Genomic DNA, 5,706 nt, shown 5'->3' with positions numbered 1-5,706 from the left:
GATGGAACAATCGCTGCTTTTCCTAAAGCACTTAATTGCGCTGACTTCGCAAAGAAAGCAATAAAAACAACCATACCTAATGTCGCGCCAGAACCCCCGATGGTGACAAAACTATTATTGAATTCTCCAGCAAGAGCAATATTGGCGCCATTTTGATTTTCAACCATATTTGATAGGACAATTGGAGTCAAGAAAGAAGTCACGATCGTTGCACCATGAATTCCGACGATCCATAGAGCATGCATAAAGAAGTAAATCACTAGTAAACCAACCCAACTGCTGGTCAACTGGGAAACAAAACTAAATGGAATTGCGATTATTTTGAAAATATCGGTTCCCATCGCAACGAGCGCACCGTTGATCACAATAATGATCAAAGCAATCAAAGCTGTAGGGATCAATGCAGTAAACGAACTAGAAACCCCTGTTGGAACAGTATCTGGCATTTTGATATAGATCTTTCTCTTTACACAGAATGCGTAGACTTTCACGGCAATGATTGCCATAATGATTGCGGTAAAAATACCGGTCGTTCCTAAACGGGTTACACCACCTGCCATTTCCCAACCATCAATGACTTTTTGATCATCGGAAATCACGTTGACTAATGTTGCTACCCCACCTTCAAAAACCAATTGTGGCAAACACATAAAGAATGCCATTACCGACAACAAAGCACCATTGACTGGGCTCAAGTTGAGTTTTTCTTCTTGCGCTTGAATCTTAGTATATTCATAGCCAAAGACAATACAGAAATATAAAGCTAAAATTCCCATCGTCGCTGTATTTCCTAACATGTATAGGTTCTGTATTTTATCGAATGAAGCATTCCAAATATTCGCTAATGCAGGGAAACTTTGAGGCAAGACACTAATAATCAAAAACATTGAACCAACGATCGTAAAGGGAATTGAAGCCATCCCGGCTGCCATAACGCCACGTACAATTCTGAATTGAGAGATCGTGCCCATTGGTCCCATCAGGTACTTATCTAAAAAGGTAAACAGTTTATTATTTTCTGAGTTCATTTGTTTTTCCTCCTTTGTTTTCAAAAATCTCTAAGTATTTCAAATAACTATCTCGATCATGTTCAATCAGCCAAGCTTTGCGTTGAATGTACAGACAAGCTAATAGCCCTATAGTAAATAAAAGCAGTAATAATATCCTTCCAGATTGCCGCATAAACGGTACGAAAAATGCTTGCTGATTAAATAAAACTAGGATGATTCCTAAAGCATTCACGAACGTTTGGATCCAGTAGCCGATTATAGTTACTATTAGTTGGTTTGACTGTTGCCAATATTTTTGTGTTTGCTCAATAAGAATAAGTCCATTAATAATCAATAAACCAATCGGAATCAATCCCGCAAACGTCCACTTTGACAAACTAAGAATAGCCCAGTACAAATTTACAAAGAAAAAAAGCGCTGTCATATAACGAAATATTAAAAATCGATTGAAACGCATATTTTTTTTCGCAAATTCTTGTTTTTCTTTATTTGTGATGGATTTCTTTTCTGACATTCTTTGCTCCTCCTTTCTTATTATGAATATGTATTTCAATTACTTTGATAAACTTGTTCGAACAAGTTATATTTTAGCATATTTTATTTTCATTGCAAGCGATTACTTTGATAAAAATAATTTCGTTGTTTTTTCACGACTGTCATTTATTGAACGCAAGAAGCATAGGATTCTTTTTTCTAACTTATTTGCTATCTATGTAACAGCCGTGTGTTTGATAATAAAATTTCAGTCATTTTTTATAATAAATAACAAAATAAGTAGTATAATTAAAGAATATTCAATAGACAAAAGAAAGCAGGAGTGTTTTCTTAATAAAATTTGTGATTAAAATCACATGAAAAGGGGTAAATATGAGTTTTAATGTTTTAATGTATCATGAGTTCCGCGAATCTGGGGGTTTTGATAGTACGAAACCGTCAACTATTTCTGTCACCCAACAGTACCAAGATGCTTTGCCAACAGTGCTTTTCAGTTATTTAGATGATTTTAAAGCGCAAATGAATTATTTAAAGTCAGAAGAATACCATACTTTAACGCTCCAAGAAATAAAAGACTTTTATGAAAAAGGAGTGGAACTTCCTGAAAAATCAGTATTATTGACATTCGATGACGCTTTTCAATCCGTTTATAAATATGCTTATCCTATTCTAAAAGACTATGGATTTCATGCAATCTGTTTTGTAGTATTAGGTTGGCTGTCACAAGAAACACAGCCTTTTGATCCGAATCGGTCCATAGTTATGAGTAAACAAGAGCTTAAAAAAATGCAGGATGTTTTTGAATGTGCGAATCATACGACTCGTTTGCATATGAGACATAAGGATGGAACGACAGAAATGCAAATAACTTCTCTTCAAGAATTGAAGGAAGATTTAGCAGAATGTGGTGAATATGTTGATGTTCCAGATGTATTTGCTTATCCCTTTGGAATTTATCAGCCTAGTGATGTGAAACGATTGGCTGAAAGTGGTATTCACTATGCTTTTACGACTTTGCCAGGGGTAAATATAAAAGAAACACCACTTTTAGAATTACGCCGCGATACGGTTACGTTAGGTTGTACAATGGAAGAATTTAAAACGATTGTAGAAAGAGGACAAGACAACTGAGCCTGCTGCGAGCAGCGATTCATAAATAAAAGAGACTTAGGTACTGTTTTTAGAAACAGAAGATATAATCTTTAATGACTGTTTGCCGTGTAAGAAATGGTAACCTAGAGCGGTAAGCAAAACGATGAATCCTAAAAGGATATAAAGTTTTTGGAACCCAAGAACTGGAATAACAAAGCATAATAAATAAGGACCAAATCCTAGTCCACCGTCAAGAAAGATAAAAAAGTTGAAGTAGCTAATCCTATTCGGTGCGGTTCTGTTAATTTGATAGCGATGGTTTGGGTGCTGGATTGCAAATTACCGAAAACCAAACCGATAAAGACACCTGATAATACCAAAGAAAAATTTGAATGAGTAAAACTTAGAGTAAACCACCTAATCATGAAAAACACAAAAGCAGGGTATATAACATAATTTGCGCCTTTTATGTCCGGCAGTTGGCCTGTAAAAGGATGAGAGCTCAACACAGCAACGGCACAGATAATAAAGAAGAAGCTGGCAGTGCTTACAAGACTGATCTCAATCACATGGCTGTTGATAAAAGAGAGTACGTTGGAATAACATAGTGCAACCACAAAGGCAACAAAAGAAATAGGAAAAGCTTTCGGTTCGATAAAATCAGAGAAAGAAAATGTCTTTTCTTTAGTCGAAGTATTAAGGACATGCAAAGCAGGAACCTCTACTGAAAATGCAATGCTGAAACAAACGACGCTTAATACTGTACAAAGTACAAAAGAGTCATAAAAACAAAAGCTGCCAAAATGATCAAGGGTTTTTTCAGGGTTTGTAAGTTTATATTATAAAAAAGCAGAAATACATTATTGAACGCTTCCATTATCTATGTTATGATTTCTCCAATAAAGAAAGGAGGTGAGAAGATGTTTGCAACTGGTTTAGGTACGAATAAAGTAAAAGGATTTTTATATGTTATTCGTGCTGAATTTTCCGCACTTGTTTAGAAATTGGCGCAGTTTGCCCTTTTTTAGATAAATGTGTGTGAAATAAACCAGGACGGAGCATCTTCTTACTTCAACAAGTAGGGCGCTGGACTTTGGTCTATCGCCTTTTTTTGGTGCTTCTTCCACTGTAGGAGGAAGAAAAAATGATTATTTTTAGTATGCAGCAAGTGACACAACAGTATGGTGCACAAACTGTTTTTGAAAAAATGAGTTTAGAAATACAAGAAAAAACACGAATTGGTTTGATTGGTCGTAACGGAGAAGGAAAAACAACTTTATTGAAACTGATTGCCAATAGCGAACAACCTAGTGAAGGCCGTATTTCATGGCAAAAAGGATTGTCTATAGGATTATTGGAACAATCTCCGCAGTTGCCTGAGGAGAAAGAAGTTTATGCAGTTTTATATGACAGTTTTGAAGAGTTGACGCAAATGAAAAAACGAATGAACCAATTAGAAATTAGCATGGCTGAACCGCAGAATGATTTGGAAAAGTTGTTAGAACAATATGGCAAGCTGCAAGCTCAATTCGAACGTCAAGGCGGTTACGAAATAGATGCTAAAATCCATCAAGTCGCCACTGGCTTGCAAATGGTTTCTTTATTGGACAAATCATGGCAGCAGTTAAGCGGCGGAGAGCGGACGAAAGTTGGTTTAGCAAAAATACTGTTAGAAAAACCTGACCTTTTATTATTAGACGAACCAACAAATCATCTGGATTTTCTGGCGATCGATTGGTTGACAGCTTTAGTACGTGATTATGCTGGTACTGTCTTGATTGTCTCGCACGATCGCTATTTTTTAGATGAAGTCACAACAGAAACTTATGAAATTGATCAAGGTGAATTATATACCTATTCAGGAAATTATTCTTATTTCGTTAAAGAAAAAGAAGAACGGTTACTCACCGAATTTCAACAATACCAAGATCAACAGAAAAAAATCAAGAAGATGAAAGAGACCATCAAGCGGCTGAAAGAATGGGCGAATCAAGCTAATCCACCAAATGCTGGATTACATCGGCGTGCTAAAAGTATGGAAAAAGCTTTGAAGCGTATCGAGATGTTGAAAAAACCAACGATGAACCAGAAGAAAATGTCTTTGCAACTGGATGCGACCGAACGAACGGGAAAAAATGTGTTTAAACTTGAACAAGTCGGAAAAATATATGACAACCGGATTCTGTTTGAAGATCTCGACTTGCATATCCATTATCAAGACCGGGTTGCTATTGTAGGAAGCAACGGCACAGGGAAAAGTACGCTATTAAAACTGCTGCTTAAACAATTTGAACCAGATGCAGGTCAAGTACAAGTAGGCACAAATTTGTCAATTGGCTATTTATCGCAGCATACTGTTGAGATGAACCAAAAATTTACGGTCATTGAGGAGTTTCGGGACAAAATAAATGTGACAGAAGGCCAAGCAAGGCATCTTTTAGCGAAATTTCTATTTTACGGCGAAGACATATTTAAACCAGTTAAACGGTTGTCGGGTGGAGAAAAAATGCGATTGCGTTGGGCGCAAATGGTACATTTGGAACACAATGTTTTGATCTTAGATGAACCGACTAATCATTTAGATATTGATTCAAAAGAAGTGCTGGAAGAAGCTTTAAGCCAGTTTGAAGGAACCATTATTGCGGTTTCCCATGACCGTTATTTCTTGGATCATTATTTTCAAACGACCTATGTACTAAAGGAAGGCATGTTGACTCGATTTGAAGGCAATTATACTTTTGCAAAAAAGAAACAAGTTTCTATTCAACAGCATTAGAGGTGCCGGAAATAAAAACAAAATGAGTTAAGCGATAATATAAAATGTAAAAAATCAATTGACAAGCTAAAATAAGGCTGTTAGAATAAGTTTACTTTTATTAAATAAGTTAAAAACCAAAGGAGGAAGCCAAGATGAAAAAGATGAACTGTGTAAACGCATTGTGTTGTCCATGTTGTATGAACTGCTCATGCGAACAGTTACGATCTTTTAAATTGGCTTCTGATTTACTGACTTAATTTTTTATCTTTTCTAAGGTAGAGATGCCTGTAGTGTTCTTTTTAGGTTTCTCAGTTTTTTATAGAATGGATGAAAAGGATTTCAGTATAAAAA

General features: G+C 35.9%; 4 protein-coding genes and 1 pseudogene. 2 read left to right on the top strand and 3 right to left on the bottom strand.

The window, feature by feature from the left end:
* Both celB and RT405_RS08255 read right to left on the bottom strand, forming a co-directional pair.
* On the bottom strand, positions 1-1,028 hold a 1,028-nt coding region (gene celB, locus RT405_RS08260; RefSeq protein ID WP_313469048.1), incomplete at its 3' end, for a PTS cellobiose transporter subunit IIC.
* The gene (locus RT405_RS08255) at positions 1,012-1,524 is read right to left on the bottom strand and encodes a hypothetical protein (protein WP_313469047.1); all 513 of its coding nucleotides are present in this window, start codon (positions 1,522-1,524) and stop codon (positions 1,012-1,014) included. The genes RT405_RS08255 and celB, both read right to left, overlap by 17 nt.
* A 353-nt stretch (positions 1,525-1,877) precedes the next feature.
* Between RT405_RS08255 and RT405_RS08250 the strand changes: the two genes are divergently transcribed.
* Positions 1,878-2,636 carry a polysaccharide deacetylase family protein gene (locus tag RT405_RS08250; protein WP_313469046.1) on the top strand — a complete coding sequence of 253 codons (759 nt, stop codon included), beginning with the start codon at positions 1,878-1,880 and terminating at the stop codon, positions 2,634-2,636.
* Positions 2,637-2,836: 200 nt separating this feature from the next.
* Here the strand turns inward: RT405_RS08250 and RT405_RS08245 are convergent.
* Positions 2,837-3,364 (bottom strand): annotated as a pseudogene (locus tag RT405_RS08245) (MFS transporter); the annotation flags it as partial.
* A 377-nt stretch (positions 3,365-3,741) separates the two neighbouring features.
* Here RT405_RS08245 and abc-f point away from each other — a divergent pair.
* Positions 3,742-5,373: a ribosomal protection-like ABC-F family protein gene (abc-f, locus tag RT405_RS08240; protein ID WP_313469045.1), complete on the top strand. Its 1,632-nt coding sequence runs from the start codon at positions 3,742-3,744 to the stop codon at positions 5,371-5,373.
* Positions 5,374-5,706 lie beyond the last annotated feature (333 nt).

The organism is Carnobacterium sp. (genome assembly GCF_032094055.1).
In the GTDB taxonomy this organism is placed as follows: Bacteria; Bacillota; Bacilli; order Lactobacillales; family Carnobacteriaceae; genus Carnobacterium_A.
Note: the sequence above shows the minus strand (reverse complement) of the source record. Positions and strands in the feature narration are given on the sequence as shown.